Below are 15,584 nucleotides of genomic sequence, written 5' to 3' on the forward strand. Positions count from 1 at the left end.
CACGCTTCGCTGCGTGCATGACCAGGCGTTTTTTTGCGGTCGTGGTTTGTGGTGTCAGCCTTGGCGTGGCGTGGCGTGGCGTGGCGTGGCGTGGCGTGGCGTGGCCGGCGTGGCGAGGCGTCCTGGTGCGGTGCGTTGCGGTGCGGCTCTGATGTTGTCGCCTTGCCGCCCGGTGTCTTGTCGTCTATTCCAGCTTGATATCGGCGCGCCTGGCCACGGCGCTGAATGTCTGCACTTCTTCTTGAATCCGGTCCTTGAACGCTGGTCCCGGCAGGAACACCGGTTCCAGCGCCAGGTCCGACACCGCCTTCTTCACCTGCGGGTCCTGCATGATCTGCGCGACCGCGCGGCTCAACGTGTCGATCACGGGCGCGGGGGTATGGGCGGGCGCCGCCAGCGCGTACCAGCCCACGAACGACACCTGGGGAATCCCGGCTTCCGCGAAAGTCGGCACGTCCGGCATCCGCGGCACGCGGTGTTCGCCCGTGACGGCCAGCGCCCGCACCTTGCCCGCGCGCACCTGCGGCGCGGCGGATGACACCGTGTCCACGCCCAAGGACACTTCGCCGCCAATCATCGCGGTGATCAATTGCGCGCTGCCCTTGTAGGGCACCGGCACCATCTTCGCGCCGGCGGCCTCGGCAAACATTTCGCCCGCCAGATGCGGCGCCGAGCCCGGCCCGAACGTGCCGTACATCAGCCCGCCCTTGCTGCTTTGCTGCTTGGCCAGCGCCGCCGCTTCCTGCACGGTGTTGGCCGCCAGGCCGTTTTGCGCCAGCAGCACCACGGGCGCCATGGCGACGATGCCCACGTGCTCGAAGCTGCGAATGGGGTCGTAGGGCAGCGACGGTTTCAGTGCGGGCAGGACGGTGTACGTGGTGCTGCCCGACAGCAGCAACGTGTAGCCATCGGGCTGGGCGCGCGCCACGACGTCCGCCCCGATCACCGTGGACGCGCCGGGCCGGTTTTCCACGATCACCGACTGGCCCAGGCTGCCCGACAGCTTGTTGGCAAGCAGCCGCGCCACGGCATCGGTCGCGCCGCCGGGCGTGAACGGCACCACGATCTTGATCGGCTGCTCGGGGTAGGCGGCATGGGCGCCGCCCGCATAAGCGGCGGCGGCAAGGTTGAACGCCATCACGGCGGCACAGAATCTAGCGGTCATGGCAACGCTCTCGGTAATGAAACGGTCGGTCAGGCAGGAACGGCTTCGCCCAGGTCCCAGTACAGGCCGGCCATGATGGCCAGCCCTTCGCGCGCCACGCTACCCAGCAAGTGCTCATTCGGGGCATGCTGCGCGCACGCGGGGTACGAATGCGGCACCCACAATGTGGGCAGGCCCAGCAGGTCGGCGAAGATCTCGTTGGGCAGCGAACCGCCCAGGTTCGGCAGCAGCGCGGGGCGCTTGCCGGTTGTGCGTTCCAGCGATGCCGCCGCCCAGCGCACCCACGCGTTGTCGGGCGACAAACGCGTGGCGCCGCCTTGCATGCCCACGCGCACCTGCACGTCTTCAAAGCCGCCTTGGCGCAGGTGCTGGCGCACATGCGTTTCCAGGGCGCGCCAATCGGTGCCCACCACGAAGCGCAACTGGCACCACGCCACGGCCTCCGGGGGAATCGCGTTCACGGGCTTGGCGGGGTCGCCCGCGCCAAAGGTCAGCACGTCCAGGCTGTTCCAGCCGAATACTTTTTCAGGCGCGGTCAGCCCCGGCTCGCCCCACCAGGCGTTGATGTCGGGGTCGTCTTCGCCACCGCCTACCTCAAGATCCGCCAACGCCTCGCGCACGGCCTGGGGGATGGCGGGCGGACGCAGCGCCGGCACGGTAATGCGGCCACGCGCGTCCACCAGGGTGCCGATGGCGTGCATCAGGACGATGGCGGGGTTGGCCAGCAAGCCGCCCCAATTGCCGGAGTGGTAGCCACGCTCACGCGTGCGCAGCTTCAATTCAAAATTGACCGCCCCGCGTGATCCCATGAAAAGGGGGGGGCGCGACGCATGCAGACGCGGGCCGTCGCTGGCGATGAACACGTCGGCCGCCAAGGTGTCGCGCTGCGCGTCGCAGAACGCGGCCAGGCCGGGCGAACCGGCTTCTTCGCCGGTCTCGATCAGCCAGGTGACGTTGAACCCCAGCTTGCCGCCGCGCGCGGCGATCACCTGCCGCAGCGCTTCCAGATTGATGCTGTGCTGGCCTTTGTTATCGGCCGTGCCTCGGCCATACCAGCGGTCGCCGTCCACTTGCAACTGCCAGGGGTCGCGGCCCGCTTCCCACTTGGCCGCATTGCCGCGCACCACGTCGCCATGGCCGTACATCAGCACGGTGGGCAGCCCGGGCGCCTCAACGCGGCGCGCCACCAGAATGGGCAGGTCCACGCCGTCGGGGTTGGGATGCACTTCACAGGTAAAGCCCATGCGGTTAAGCACCGGCATCAGATCCTGATTCAGATAGGCGTGCTGCATCGGCGCCTGCTCCGGCACCTCGCTTTCCGTGGCATAGGCGACGCGACGCGCCAGGGCGGCTTCAAGGGTGCCATTGTCAAAGGCTTCAACGGCTTGCTGGACGGCTTGTTCGCGGTTCACGACGGCACTCGAGACGAAGGAGGCACAAAGTTATTACGCATCGGTACATTCCACAATCAGATAATTGGCATCTTTGCATTGCCTTTTTGGCATGCATCGCACGGAGGCGGGATGATTTCGTTGGGACTGCGGTACTTTCTTGAGGTCGCGCGTAGCGGCTCGATCGCCGGCGCGGCGGCGTCGCAGCACGTGGCGGCATCGGCGGTCAGCCGTCAGATCGCCAAGCTGGAAGATGCCTTGGGTGTTGCGCTGTTCGAACGTCAGGCGCGCGGCATGGAACTTAGCGAGGCCGGCCGCCAACTGGCCGCGTACGCCAACGCTGCCGCGCTGGAAGCCGAGCGCGTCACGTCCGAGATCCGCCAGCGCGGTCATGTCGGAGACGTCACGATCCGCCTGGCCTGCACCGAAGGCTTCGCCCATCACTTCCTGCCCCTGTGCATGGCGCAATTCAAGCGCGAGCGGCCCGAAGCGCGCTTTCATCTATACGTGGAGCGCCCCGAAGAAGTCAGCCGCCACATTCTTGAAGGCTTGGCACAGATGGCGCTGCGCTACACCACCGCGCAAGACGACCGCTTGAAAACCGAGCTGCTGACCCGCGCACCCGTCTACGCCGTAATGTGCCGCCAGCACCCGCTGGCCGGCCGCCGCAGCATCGGCATGCGTGACCTGGTCCACTATCCGCTATCGGTGGGCGACCACGGCACCACCGTGCGCCAGCTGTTCGACGCCGCCTGCGCCAACGCGGGCCTGCACATCGAACCGGCCTACGTCTCAAACCACTCCGCCGCCTTCCTGCCAATGCTGCCCGGCAGCCAGATCGTCGCCTTGTCCGGCTACCTGACGCTGATGGGTCAATTGGGCGAAGGCGGCCTCGTCGCCGTGCCCTTCACCAACCCCGAAATGCGCCAACGCAGCATCCAGGTGCTGACCCTGCAAGGCAGGACGCTACCGCAACTGGCCCGCGAATTCCTGGCCTTCATGTCCGACCGCCTGACCGCCGCGCCACGGTGGCCGGAGTAGTGGGTTGTTTGAATGGGGAAATGTGTTTGGCGATTAGCTGCCCAGCTAAACAATGCAAATTAGCTAAAGCGCGCCCGGATTCCAATGGTCGTGGCCGACACGTTAAGCCCTGGGGCAAAAGCCATGCTGCGCGAGCGGCGCATCGGCTACTTCGAACCGGACGGATGCCTTTACTTCCGATGGCGTACGTGGCTTGTGAATATCGAACGCCCGAAACGCGTGCCGTCCCGGACGCGGGCGATGCCGCTGTTTAGCGGATCGCGCGAGAACGTCGTACACGCATTGCTTATGTCGCGGGGTAGCTGGATCGCGGGCCAGGAATCGCTTTACGGCGCATTCGGCAGTCTGAAGTCATCGTTGCGACTGGTCGGCGGACTGGTGCCGCGCTATTTGACCCCGGCTTCGCCTCCCGAAGTCCCGCAATATGCCGGCACTTCGGCGTCGCGCCGTTAGTGGCGATGGCGAGCGCGTGTCGGCACTGACGGTCAAATACGCGAATGTCCTCCGAACGCGTCCGCTTTGCGGACGTGCCGGCCTTTGTCGCCATCGGGCAACCGATGCAGTAAGACCCGCTGCGGCCTCGGCGCGTGTTGCCGTCAGGTGGTGAGCTTTCGCCCCGCACCCCCCAGCTTCACTCGCAGCCGTTCCAATGCCAGATACACGATCGGGGTCGTATACAGCGTCAGGAACTGGCTGATCATCTGGCCGCCGACGATGGCGATGCCCAGGGGGCGGCGCAGTTCCGCGCCTTCGCCCATGCCCAGCACCAGGGGCAGGGCGCCCAGCAGGCCGGCCAGGTTGGTCATCACGATGGGGCGCAGGCGCAGCATGGCGGCGCGGTGGATGGCGGCGCGGGGAGTCAGGCCTTCGCGGCGTTCCAGGCTGAGGGCGAAGTCGATCATCAGGATGGCGTTTTTCATGACGATGCCGACCAGCAGGAACAGGCCCAGCAACGCGATCAAGGTGAATTCGATGTTGGCGATGCGCAGCGCCAGCAGCGCGCCCACGCCGGCGGACGGCAGGGTGGACAAGATGGTCAGCGGGTGCAGGGGGCTTTCGTACAGGATACCCAGCACCAGGTAGATGGCGACCAGCACGGCCAGGATCAGCCAGGGCTGGTCTTGCAGGCTTTGCTGGAAGTTACGGGCGTCGCCGCCCAGGCGTGTCTGGATGGTGGACGGCACCATCAGCTTGGCCATGGCGGCGTCGATGGCGGCCAGGCCTTGTTCCAGCGACACCCCGGGCGCCAGCGAAAAGCCCACGCCGACGGCCGCGAACAGGCCGTCGTGGTAGACGCGGTCGTTGACCAGCCCGTTGTCGTAGGTGGCGAAGGCGGTCAGCGGGATGCGCGCGCCGTCGGCCGCCACCACCTGCACCTGCTCCAGCACTTCGGGGTCTTCGGTGTAGCGCGGGTCCAGCTCCAGCACCACGCGGTATTGGTTCATGGCGTCGTACAGGGTGGCGACCTGGCGTTGGCTGAACGAATTGCTGAGCACGCTGCTGATCGTGTCCATATCCACGCCCAGCCGTTGCGCGGCGGCGCGGTCGATGTTGATGACGACCTGCTGCGTGGCGCCGTCGCCTTGGGCGTCCACGTCGCGCAGTTCGGGAATGTCCTGCATGGCCTTGGAGATCTTGCGTGCCCAGTCGCGCAGCGCGGGCACGTCGCTGGCCATGATGGCCAATTCGTGGTCGCCGGAATTGCCGAAGCCGCCGGGCATGCGCAGGTCCTGGTCGACGTTCAGGAAGAACATGCCGCCGGGCACGGGGGGCGCGTGGGTACGCAGCCAGTTGATGACGTCGGTGGACGATACGCCGCGCTCGGCGGCGGGCTTCAGGCGAATAAGGAAGAGTGAATTGCTGATGCCCAGGCTGCCGCCGTTGTAGCCGATGACGTCCTGCACAGCCGGATGCTTGAGCACCAGCTGGCGGTATTGGTCAATCTTGGGTTGCATGACCTGGAACGAAAAGCCATCGTCGCCGCGCACGAATCCCACCAGTTGGCCGGTGTCTTGCACGGGCAGAAAACCCTTGGGCGCTTCGACGTACAGATACACGTTCAAGCCGACCACGGCGGCCAGCAACAACAGGGTCAGGCGCGCATGCCCCAGCACGCGCGCAAGGGACCGGCCGTAGGCATCATGCGCGCGGGCGAAGGCCGATTGCAGGCGCGACGGGTGCGACTGGGGCGATCTGGACGACTGGGGCGATGGGGCCGAATGGGCCGTTTGGGCCGTTTGGGCCGTTTGGGCCGATGGGGCCGATTGGGCCAATTGGCCCGGTTGGCCCGAGGGTTGATCCGCGCGCAGCCAGCGCGCGCACAAGGCCGGGATGATCGCCACGGACACCACCAGCGAAATCACCGTGGCGGCCACCAGCGTGATCGAAAATTCCCGGAACAGACGTTCGACCAGTCCGCCCATGAACAGGATCGACACGAACACCACGCTTAGCGCCACCGTCATGGCGACCAGCGTGAAGCCCACTTCGCGCACCCCGCGCAACGCCGCCTTGCGCGGCGACAGGCCGCGTTCAAGGTGCCGCGAGATGTTCTCCAGCACGACGATGGCGTCATCCACCACCAGGCCGGCCGCGACGATCAGCGCCATCAGCGACAGGTTGTTCAGCGAAAAGCCCCACGCGTGCATGACGGCGAAAGTGGCGATCAGGCACACGGGTATCGCCACGCTGGGTATCGCCGCCGCGCGCGCATTGCCCAGGAACAGCCACACCACCAGGATGACCAGCGCGGTCGCCAGGCCCAGCGTGACGTGGGCCTCGCGCAAGGTGGCGTTGATGCCGGGCGAGCGGTCCAGCGCCACCGTCAGGTCCACGTCGGCCGGCATCAACGCGCGCAGGCCGGGCAGGGCGGCGTTGATGGCGCCGATGGTCTCAATGATGTTCGCGCCCGTCTGGCGGCTGATGGTCAGCACGACGGCCGGGTTGTGGTTGTGAAAGCCGCTGCTGTAGCGGTTTTCGACGGAATCGCTGACGCGCGCCACTTGCGCCAGCCTGATCACCGCGCCATCCGCGTGGCGCACGATCAGGCGGCCGTATTCATCCGCGCGGCGCGGCTGCTCGGGCGTGCCGACTTCCCAGCGCTGGCCGGCCGCGTCCAGCTGGCCTAGCGGGCGCATGGGCGCGGCGTTGGCGATGACGTTGCGCACGTCGTCCAGCGCCACGCCGTAATGGGCCAGCGCGTTGGGGTTCACCTGCACGCGCACGGCGGGCAGCGAACTGCCGCCCAGCGTGACTTCGCCCACGCCGTTGATCTGCGACAGTTTTTGCGCCAGCACCGTCGAACCCAGGTCATACAGCTGGCCGGCCGGGCGCGTGGCGGAACTCAGGGCCAGCGCCATGATGGGCGCCTGTGACGGGTTGACCTTGCGGTAGCTGGGGCTTTGCGGCATGCCCGCGGGCAGTTCGCCGCGCGCGGCGTTCAGCGCGGCCTGCACGTCGCGGGCGGCTTCGTTGATGTCGCGGTCCAGCTCGAACTGCAACTGCACGCGCGTGGCGCCCTGGTTGCTGGACGAGGTCATGGCGCTGACGCCCGCGATGCTGCCCAGCGCGCGCTCCAGCGGCGCGGCCACCGTGCTGGCCATGCTTTCCGGGCTGGCGCCGGGCAGCTCGGCGCGCACCTCGATGGTGGGAAAATCCACCTGGGGCAAGGGCGCCACGGGCAACAGCCGCCACGCCACCGCGCCCAGCAGCGTTAACGCCAGCGCCAGGAACAGGCAGGCGACGGGGCGATGCAGCAACGCGCGGATCATGCGTTACGCCCGTCGGGGCTCACACCGACCCGGCGCCGCTGCCCCAGCCGGTGAAAGAACAGATAGACCGCAGGCGTGGTGAACAGCGTCAGCACCTGGCTGACCAGCAGGCCGCCCACCATGACCCAGCCCAGCGGCTGGCGCAGTTCGGCGCCCGACCCGGTGGCCAGCATCAGCGGCAGCGCGCCGAATAGCGCGGCCAGCGTCGTCATCAAGATTGGTCGCAAGCGCAGCAGCGCGGCTTCGCGGATGGCGTCCCGCGGCGTCAGCCCGCGCGTGCGCTCGGCTTCCAGCGCAAAGTCCACCATCATGATGCCGTTCTTCTTGACCAGCCCGATCAGCAGGATGATCCCGATGACCGCAATCAGGTCCAGTGGCCGGCCGGTGATCAGCAGCGCCAGCAAGGCGCCCACGGTGGCCGACGGCAGGGTGGACAGGATGGTGACGGGGTGGATGGCGCTTTCATACAGCATGCCCAGCACCAGGTACATCGTGACCACCGCCGCCAGCATCAGCCACAGCGTATTGGACAAGGACGCCTGGAACGCCGAGGCCGCGCCTTGCAGCCGCAGTTCCACGCTGGGCGGCAGGGCGATGTCGGCCTTGGCGGATTCAATGGCGGCAATGGCGTCGCCCAACGACCCGCCCGGTGGCAGGTTGAACGACAGGTTCACCGCCGGAAATTGCGACAGATGGTTGATCGCCAGCGGCACCGCGCGTTCGCTGACCGTGGCCAGCGCCGACAGCGGAATTGCCTGCCCGTCCTCGGTTTGCAGGTGGATGCGTTCCAGTGCCTCGGGCCCCAGCGCCAGGCGGCGGTCTACTTCCAGCACCACGCGGTATTGGTTCGACTGCGTGAACAGCGTGGCCACCTGGCGCTGGCCGAACGCGTTGTACAGGGCCTGCACCACGTCTTCCATCGTGACGCCCAGGCGCGCGGCCGTATCGCGCGACACTTCCAGGTAGGCCTGACGGCCGTTGCCTTGCAGGTCGGACGACACCTCGGCCAACGCGGGCGACTGCGCCAGCCGCTGCGTCATCGCCTGGCTCCATTGCGCCAGCAGCGCGCTGTCTGGCGAGGTCAGGCTGAATTGGTATTGCCCCCGGCTGACACGGTCTTCGATATTCAGTTCCTGCACCGGCTGCAAGAACAGCGAGATACCGTGCACGTCGCGGGCTCTGGCGTCCAGTCGCGCCATGATGTCCGCCAGCGGCGCGCTGCGTTGCGCCCAGGGCTTCAGGTTGATCAGCAGGCGGCCCGTGTTCAGCGTGGCGTTCATGCCGTCGATGCCGATGAAGGACGACAGGCTTTGCACATCGGGATCGGCCAGCAGCGCCCGAGCCACGGCTTGCTGGCGGCGCGACATGGCGTCAAACGAGGTGCTTTGCGTGGACTGCGTCACGCCTTGCAGCACGCCGCCGTCCTGCACCGGGAAGAAACCCTTAGGTACTGCCAGGTACAGCAGGCCAGTCAAGGCCACGGTGCCAAGCATCACCATCAACGTCAGGCGCTGGTGGCGCAGCGTGACGTCCAGCCAACCCGCGTAGCGCGCCTGGACGCGGTCCAGCAGGCCGGGGCGCGATTGCACGTGCGCCGGCAGCAGCCGCGCGCACATCATGGGCGTGAGCGTCAGCGATACGGCCAGCGATATCAGGATGGCCACGGCCAGGGTGATGGCGAATTCACGGAACAGCCGGCCCACCACGTCTTCCATGAACAGCAGCGGGATCAGCACGGCAATCAGTGACAAGGTCAGCGACACCAGGGTGAAGCCGATCTGCCCGGCGCCTTTCAGCGCGGCCGACATCGGGCTGTGCCCCTGTTCCCGATACCGCGCAATGTTCTCCAGCATGACGATGGCGTCATCCACCACGAAGCCCGCGCCGATGGTCAGCGCCATCAGCGTCAGGTTGTTGGTGGAAAAGCCCGCCAGGTGCATGAAGCCGAAAGTGCCGATCAGCGATAGCGGCACGGCCAGGCTGGGGATCAGGGTGGCGGGCAGGTTGGAGAGGAACAGGAACGTGACCAGCACCACCAGCCCCACGGCAAACACCAGTTCCCATTGCACGCCGCGCACCGACGCACGGATGCTTTCGGTGCGGTCGGTCAGGATGCGCACCTGCGCGGCGGCGGGCAGGCTGGCCGTCAGTTGGGGCAGCAGCGCCTTGACCTGGTCGGCCACGGCAATCACGTTGGCGCCCGGCTGGCGTTGGATATTGACCAGCACGGCCGGCTGCTTGTCGACCCAGGCGGCCAGGTAGCGGTCTTCGGCGCCGTCTTCAATGGTGGCGACCTGGCCCAGCCGCACCGGTGCCCCGTTCTTCCAGGCCACGATCAGTTCGCGGTATTCAGCGGCGCTTTGCAGCTGGTCGTTCGCGTCCATGATGACGGAGCGCACCGGCCCGTCGAAGCTGCCCTTGGGCTGATTGGAATTTGCCTTGGCGATGGCTTCCTGCACGTCGGACAGTTGCAGCCCGCGCGCCGCCAGCGCCATCGGGTTGACCTGCACGCGCACGGCCGGCCGCTGGCCCCCGGCCAGGCTGACCATGCCCACGCCCGACAGCTGCGACAAGCGTTGCGTCATGCGCGTGTCGACCAGGTCATACACGGTGGGCAAGGGCAGGGAATCCGAGGTGACCGCCAGCGTCAGGATGGGCACGTCGGCCGGGTTGACCTTGCGGTAAACAGGCGGCGTGGGCAAATCGCCCGGCAGCAGCGAACCGCTGGCGCTGATGGCCGCCTGCACCTCTTGTTCCGCCACGCCCAGCGACACGTCCAGCGAAAACTGCAATGTGATGACCGAAATGCCGCTGCCGCTGGTGGACGACATCTGCTTTAAGCCCGGTATCTGCCCAAAGCGGCGTTCCAGCGGCGCGGTCACGGCGCGCGCCGTCACGTTCGGGCTGGCCCCCGGGTACGGCGTGGTGACCTGGATGATGGGGTAATCGACCTGCGGCAGCGCGGCCACGGGCAGCATGCCCCACGCCAGGATGCCCGACAGCAGCAGGGCGATCATCAGGAAAGACGTCGCGACCGGACGCAGGATAAAGGGGCGTGACAGGCTCATGCGCGGTTCAAGTCAGGGGTTCTACGATCTGGACGTTGCGGCCATCATGCAGGCGGTCCACGCCTTCGACCACCACGCGCTCGGCCGGCGCCAAACCGGCTTGCACGACGATATGGCCCGCGTTGGCGGGGCCCAGCTGCAACACGCGGCGCGTGGCGCGCGCGTCCTCGCCAATGACGAAGACGAAGGCCCCTTCCGAGCCATACTGCACGGCCGCCGATGGAATGGTGACCACGTTGTCTTGCTGGACCAGCGCCAGCCGGATGTTCACGAATTGATTGGGAAACAGCGATTCGTCGGTGTTGTCGAAACGGGCGCGCAGCCGCACGGTGCCGCTGCCGGTCTGGACGCGGTTGTCCAGGGCTTCAAGCGCGCCTTCGGCCAGCAGCCGGCGGTCGTCGGCATCCCAGGCTTGCACGCGCAACACGTCCGTTCGCGCCTGCGCCTGGCGCAGCAGGTCCAGCCGCGTTTCCGAAATGCTGAACAGCGCCGAAATGGGCGTGGTCTGCACCAGCGTGGTCAGCCCGTCGGCATCGTTGGCAAGCACATGGTTGCCGGCGTCGACGCGGCGCAGGCCGATGCGGCCATCGTGCGGGGCAGTGATGCGCGTCAGCCCCAGCCGCCGCTGTGCCTCGGCCACCTGTGCGCGGTTCAGTTCGCGCTGCGCGGTGTAGGCGCGCACCTGCGCCTGGGCGGTGTCCAGTTGCTGCCCCGCCACGGCTTCCTGGCGCGCCAATGTGCGATAGCGCTGTAGATCGGCCTGGGCGTTATCCAGCAGCGCCTGTGTGCGTGCCCGTTCGCCTTCGGCCGCCGCCAGCGCGGTTTGATAGGGGCGCGGGTCGATCTCGGCCAACAGCTGGCCGCGCACCACGGCCTGACCCTCGGTGTAATGCAGGCGCACCAGTTCGCCGTCCACCTGGCTGCGCAGCACGACGTGGGTCAAGGGCGTGATGGTGTCCAGCGCATGCAGGTCGCGTTGCAGCGGGCCGACGCGGGCCGGCGCCACACTGACCGCAACGGGAATCTGGTTGTATTCGGGTGGACGCGGCGCGGCGGGACCGCTTTGGGTTTTCCACCACATGGCCAGCGCCGCGACCAAGGCAAGTACCAGCACGGTTGCCGTCAGGATCACGCGGCGCCGTGATCGGGCGACGGGTGGAGGAGGGGCGTGGGCGGAGGCGCGCAGGGGGGCAGGGCCCGCGGCGGGGGGCAAAGACATCGGGACTGCCAAATAGAGGTTGCGCTGACGTTGCGAAAGACGTGGCGAAGGGGTTGCGGACGGGGTGTCCCGGACAGCCGAGATTCTATATTAATAATAATGATTAGCGTTATTAACTGAAAAATCCAAGAGGGGTTTGCCCGAATCGTTTAGAGTGGCGGCTACTTTCATTACCCGGTTTGCAAGGAGCAGGTCATGGGCCAACATTCACTGGAAACCCCGCGTCAGTTATTCGAGCGGCTACAGGCACGGCTGGAAACGGAACGCGGCCGCCTTGATCAATGGCAGGCGGTAGAGGCCGAGTACCAGCGCAAGTACACGGAAGGCCTGGCGCCGCTGGAAAAGAAGCTGCACGAACTGCGCATGAAGCTGGTGCTGTGTTTTGACCACGCGCACAAGAACATGGGGCTGTCCAAGGCCGAGCGCGAATTCGTGTCCGAGCTGGTGACCGAGTTCTCGGCCGAATTGCTGCTGCTGGACGCCAAGGGCGAATTGCCGGCCGGTTGCGATGCCGACAAGCTCAAGGCCCTATATAAAAAGCACAGCGGCCTGGACTACGACGAGGCGGCCGCCGACGAATCGGAAGACGCCAAGGCGGAACTGATCGAGGCGCTGGAGCTGGACCCCGACACCGATCTGTCGACCTTCACGCCGACGCAACTGCTGCGCATCATTCAGGACCAGTTCGAAGACGACGAAGCCGAAGACCTGCTGGCCTTGGCCCGCGCCGCCCTGCGCAACACCACGCCCAACGCGGTGGCGTGGCAGGCGATGCAGGACGAAGAAGCGGCGCGGCGCAAGCAGGGCACACCGGATTTGACGCCGCTGGCGGACGTGTCCGACGACGGCCTGCCGCAAGCCAACGCCGCGCTGCAAGCGCAGCTGGACGAAGTGCTGCATCAAGCCAGCTACGCCGAAGAAGGCTTCAAGCTGCGCTACGACCTGGACCCGTTCGCCTCGTTTGACCCCGAGACCGTGCTGGAAGAACTGGACGATGACATCGTCGACATCCAGGACTACATCGGCGAACTGGAACACGAAGTGATGCAGTTCTCGGATCAGGCGCTGCTGAAGGCGTGGCTGAAGGCCATGCGCCGCGAAGTCGAGGCGATCGAACGCCGCGAAGGGCGCGACTAAACGGGCAGGCGGGGCGGGCCGCCCCGCTTAGACGCGCGGCCGGGCGGCCGGCATCACGCGCATCATCGGCGCCGCCGGCTTGGCGGCGTCGGCGCGTGGGCGGATCATCAGCGGGAAGAAGCGCCACAGGTACAGGCCCATCGCCAGTACCCAGGCGCTGGTGGCGGCATGCAACAGGCCGGTGCTGGCCACGCCGGGCCACAGCGCCGCCAACCGCAGCAGGGCTGCCACGATGACCAGCACGAAGCTGGCTACCATGCAGCGGTCGGTTTGCAAGGGCCTGCCCAGGTGGCCCAGCGCGGTGCGCGTCACCATGCCCACGATCAGTACTGAAAAGCCCGCCACGCCGATCACGTGCGCCGGCCACGCCAGCCGGACGACCATGCCCGCCAGTTGCGCCGCGCCCACCAGCAGGCCCGCGCCCAAACCGACATAGCCGGCATACAGAATCCACAGCAGCGGCACGCGCCGCACGGCCCAAGGCTTCCACGACATCCATTGCCATAGCGCGATCAAGCCCGTGGCCGCCAAGGCCACCGCGGCCAGACGCGGCTGCCCGCCCAGCAAACCGGCAATGGCCGCCACGCCCGTGCCCAATTGCCAGTGACCGCTGCGGGTCTGTGCGGGAATATCCAGGCCCGCCACGGCACGCTTGGCGAAGAACGGAATCACCCGACGCGCAATCAGCAGCGTCAGCACCGCCATGCACAGCAGGCCGGCGTTGAAGTAGCGCATTACCGCCAGATAGTCCCCTTGCGCGGCGGCCCATGAATACAGCGCGTTGGTGGCGGCCAAGCCCAGCATCAAGACCGGCACGCCCGCGTTGCGCTGGTTGCGCGTAATCCAGACAGCGCGGCCCAGGGCGGCGGCGCCCCACACGAAAAATCCCAGGTCCGCCACGATGGCAACCACGTACGCGGGCCTGCCGGGCGTGAGGTAGCCCACGCGCGCGACCACCCATAACAGGCACAAGAGCGCCAGCGCGTTGCCGCGCAGCGGGTTCTTGCCCGTCCAGTTTGCGCCGGCCGTCAGCAGAAAGCCCACGGCAATCGTGGCGACGAACCCCCACAGCATTTCATGCGCATGCCAGAACACGCCGGCCATCAGCCCGGTGATGCGGCCCGGCGCATGCACCCACAACCACACCGATATCAACGCCCACAGGCAGCCGGCCAGATACAGCGGCCGGAACCCCATTTCGGTAAAGGCGCGCCACTGCGGGCGAGGGCGGCGGGGTGGCGCGGCGGGTTCATCGATGGTCAGCAACGAGGGCATGGCGGTCTGCGCTTTTTTTGAAGGTGTATTGGTGAAGATGTATTGGCAATACATATTAATCCTGGGGCTGCGCCGGGCATAGGCCAACGCTTGATCCAGCGCAAACGCGCGCGTGGAACCCGGGTGACTAGGCACATCGGCGTGCCCCGAATGGTCGGCCGGCGAATGGTCGCCGGCGCAGCGCGTGCCTAGGCTAGCGCCATGTCTTCGTGAGTAAAGCGAGAGTAACCATGACAGCAGCAACAACCCCGTCCGGCAGGCCGATGCGGGTCCTGATTTCCAGCACGTTCGCCTTCACCATCTGCTTCGCGGTATGGATGATCTTCGCGGTGCTGGGCATACCCATCAAGGCGCAACTTGGCCTTTCCGAAACGCAATTCGGCCTGTTGGCCGCCATGCCGGTGTTGACCGGTTCGCTGGTGCGCGTGCCCCTGGGCATCTGGACCGACCGCTACGGCGGCCGGCCCGTGTTCTTCATCCTGATGCTGTTGGCGGTGGTGCCGATCTGGCTGCTGTCCTACGCCACCGAGTACTGGCAATTCCTGGTGCTGGCGTTGTTCGTTGGCCTGACGGGCGGCTCGTTCTCGGTCGGCACGCCGTATGTGGCGCGCTGGTTTCCGCGCAACAAGCAGGGCCTGGCCATGGGCGTGTTCGGCGCGGGCAACTCCGGATCGGCCATCACCAAATTCGTGGCGCCCGCGTTGATCGCGGCGGCCGGCGGCGCCTGGGTCGTCGTGCCGCAGGTGTACGCGGTGGCGCTGCTGGTCACGGCGGTGCTGTTCTGGATGTTCTCGGCGTCGGACCCGTCGCACCGCGTGACCCAACGCGCCACGCTGTCGGCGCAATTCGCCATGCTGCGCGACCCGCGCGTCTGGCGCTACTGCCAGTACTACTCGGTGGTGTTCGGCGGCTACGTCGCGTTGGCGCTGTGGATGACCAAGTACTACATCGGCGAATACGGCTTCGACATGAAGCTGGCCGCGCTGCTGGCCGCCTGCTTCTCGTTGCCCGGCGGCGTCTTGCGCGCGATGGGCGGGTGGATCTCGGACCGCTACGGCGCCTACAAGACCACGTGGTGGGTGATGTGGGTGTGCTGGGTCGCGTTCTTCCTGCTGAGCTATCCGCAGACCCAGTTCACCGTCATGACCACCGGCGGCCCCCGGCAGTTCGGCATAGCGTTGGGTCCGGTGACCTTCACCGTGCTGCTGTTCGTGGTGGGCATCGCCATGGCCATCGGCAAGGCATCCGTCTTCAAGTTCATCTCGGACGAGTTCGGCGAGAACATCGGCGCGGTGTCCGGCATCGTGGGCCTGGCGGGCGGCATGGGCGGCTTCGTGTTGCCCATCCTGTTTGGCGTGCTGCTGGACCTGACCGGCGTCCGGTCCAGCGCCTTCATGCTGCTGTACGGCACCGTCTGCGTGTCGCTGATCTTCATGCACTTCAGCTTCCGCCCTGAAAGCGCGGCGCTGGGGCGCGCGTCGCTGACGGCCCCGCAACCCATTTCCTCCAAATAGAGGC

Annotated in this window: 10 protein-coding genes; 4 read left to right on the top strand and 6 right to left on the bottom strand. The window is 66.8% G+C overall.

Translation table 11 applies throughout. The annotated features are described in order from the left end of the window. Positions 1 to 184 precede the first annotated feature (184 nt). Both ACNPP0_RS10110 and ACNPP0_RS10115 read right to left on the bottom strand, forming a co-directional pair. Complete coding sequence (locus ACNPP0_RS10110; protein ID WP_448705784.1) at positions 185 to 1,165, bottom strand: Bug family tripartite tricarboxylate transporter substrate binding protein; 981 nt, start codon at positions 1,163 to 1,165, stop codon at positions 185 to 187. A gap of 29 nt (positions 1,166 to 1,194) precedes the next feature. Beyond that, the gene (locus tag ACNPP0_RS10115) at positions 1,195 to 2,577 is read right to left on the bottom strand and encodes a M20 family metallopeptidase (RefSeq protein WP_448705785.1); all 1,383 of its coding nucleotides are present in this window, start codon (positions 2,575 to 2,577) and stop codon (positions 1,195 to 1,197) included. Between the two features lie 111 nt (positions 2,578 to 2,688). Between ACNPP0_RS10115 and ACNPP0_RS10120 the strand changes: the two genes are divergently transcribed. Together ACNPP0_RS10120 and ACNPP0_RS10125 are read left to right on the top strand one after the other, a co-directional pair. Further along, a complete protein-coding gene (locus tag ACNPP0_RS10120; RefSeq protein WP_332608388.1) occupies positions 2,689 to 3,597 on the top strand; it encodes a LysR family transcriptional regulator in 909 nt (302 codons plus the stop codon). A gap of 90 nt (positions 3,598 to 3,687) precedes the next feature. Then, positions 3,688 to 4,050: a hypothetical protein gene (locus tag ACNPP0_RS10125; protein WP_448705786.1), complete on the top strand. Its 363-nt coding sequence runs from the start codon at positions 3,688 to 3,690 to the stop codon at positions 4,048 to 4,050. A 143-nt stretch (positions 4,051 to 4,193) separates the two neighbouring features. Here ACNPP0_RS10125 and ACNPP0_RS10130 read toward each other — a convergent pair whose 3' ends face one another. Genes ACNPP0_RS10130 through ACNPP0_RS10140 form a run of 3 tightly spaced genes read right to left on the bottom strand, consistent with a single transcriptional unit; the run spans position 4,194 to position 11,567 of the window. After that, a complete protein-coding gene (locus ACNPP0_RS10130; protein WP_448705787.1) occupies positions 4,194 to 7,367 on the bottom strand; it encodes an efflux RND transporter permease subunit in 3,174 nt (1,057 codons plus the stop codon). Further along, positions 7,364 to 10,435 carry a multidrug efflux RND transporter permease subunit gene (locus ACNPP0_RS10135; protein ID WP_448705788.1) on the bottom strand — a complete coding sequence of 1,024 codons (3,072 nt, stop codon included), beginning with the start codon at positions 10,433 to 10,435 and terminating at the stop codon, positions 7,364 to 7,366. Before ACNPP0_RS10135 ends, ACNPP0_RS10130 begins: the two co-directional genes overlap by 4 nt. A 7-nt stretch (positions 10,436 to 10,442) precedes the next feature. Continuing rightward, positions 10,443 to 11,567: an efflux RND transporter periplasmic adaptor subunit gene (locus tag ACNPP0_RS10140; protein WP_448705789.1), complete on the bottom strand. Its 1,125-nt coding sequence runs from the start codon at positions 11,565 to 11,567 to the stop codon at positions 10,443 to 10,445. Positions 11,568 to 11,849: 282 nt separating this feature from the next. Here ACNPP0_RS10140 and ACNPP0_RS10145 point away from each other — a divergent pair, with 282 nt between their 5' ends. Then, on the top strand, positions 11,850 to 12,791 hold the full coding sequence (locus ACNPP0_RS10145; protein WP_332608383.1) for a molecular chaperone DnaJ: 942 nt from the start codon (positions 11,850 to 11,852) through the stop codon (positions 12,789 to 12,791). A gap of 27 nt (positions 12,792 to 12,818) precedes the next feature. Here the strand turns inward: ACNPP0_RS10145 and ACNPP0_RS10150 are convergent, their stop codons facing one another. Beyond that, positions 12,819 to 14,066 carry an NnrS family protein gene (locus tag ACNPP0_RS10150; protein ID WP_332608382.1) on the bottom strand — a complete coding sequence of 416 codons (1,248 nt, stop codon included), beginning with the start codon at positions 14,064 to 14,066 and terminating at the stop codon, positions 12,819 to 12,821. Positions 14,067 to 14,329: 263 nt separating this feature from the next. Here ACNPP0_RS10150 and ACNPP0_RS10155 point away from each other — a divergent pair, with 263 nt between their 5' ends. Beyond that, on the top strand, positions 14,330 to 15,580 hold the full coding sequence (locus ACNPP0_RS10155) for an MFS transporter (RefSeq protein WP_442880249.1): 1,251 nt from the start codon (positions 14,330 to 14,332) through the stop codon (positions 15,578 to 15,580). The last annotated feature ends 4 nt before the right edge of the window (positions 15,581 to 15,584 follow it).

It is taken from the genome of Achromobacter semiaridum, from assembly GCF_053543755.1.